Annotated in this window: 1 protein-coding gene; it reads left to right on the top strand. The window is 53.0% G+C overall.

The annotated features are described in order from the left end of the window. Nucleotides 1-557: EF-Tu C-terminal domain-related protein (locus ACNY69_RS21635; protein WP_418800355.1), on the top strand; the 557-nt coding region annotated here is incomplete at both ends.

Raw genomic sequence — 557 nt, 5'->3', positions numbered from 1 at the left:
ATGCCGTTCCTGCTGCCAATCGAAGACGTATTCTCAATCTCTGGCCGTGGTACCGTTGTTACCGGTCGTGTTGAGCGCGGCATCGTTAAAGTCGGCGACGAAGTTGAAATCGTTGGTATCAAAGATACTGCGAAATCAACCTGTACCGGTGTTGAGATGTTCCGTAAGCTGCTGGACCAGGGTCAGGCAGGCGAAAACTGTGGTGTTCTGCTGCGTGGTATCAAGCGTGAAGACATCCAGCGTGGTCAGGTTCTGGCTAAGCCAGGCACCATCAAGCCACACACCCAGTTCGAGTCAGAAGTTTACGTTCTGTCTAAAGACGAAGGTGGCCGCCATACTCCGTTCTTCAAGGGCTATCGTCCACAGTTCTACTTCCGTACCACTGACGTGACCGGTTCAGTAGAGCTGCCAGAAGGCGTTGAAATGGTTATGCCAGGCGACAACATCAAAATGGTTGTTACCCTGATCCACCCAATCGCAATGGACGAAGGTCTGCGCTTCGCAATCCGCGAAGGTGGCCGTACCGTTGGCGCGGGTGTTGTTGCTAAAGTTATCGC

This window comes from Pantoea graminicola (assembly GCF_048452665.1).
In the GTDB taxonomy this organism is placed as follows: domain Bacteria; phylum Pseudomonadota; class Gammaproteobacteria; order Enterobacterales; family Enterobacteriaceae; genus Pantoea.
This window is presented reverse-complemented; position numbering and strand designations above follow the sequence as displayed.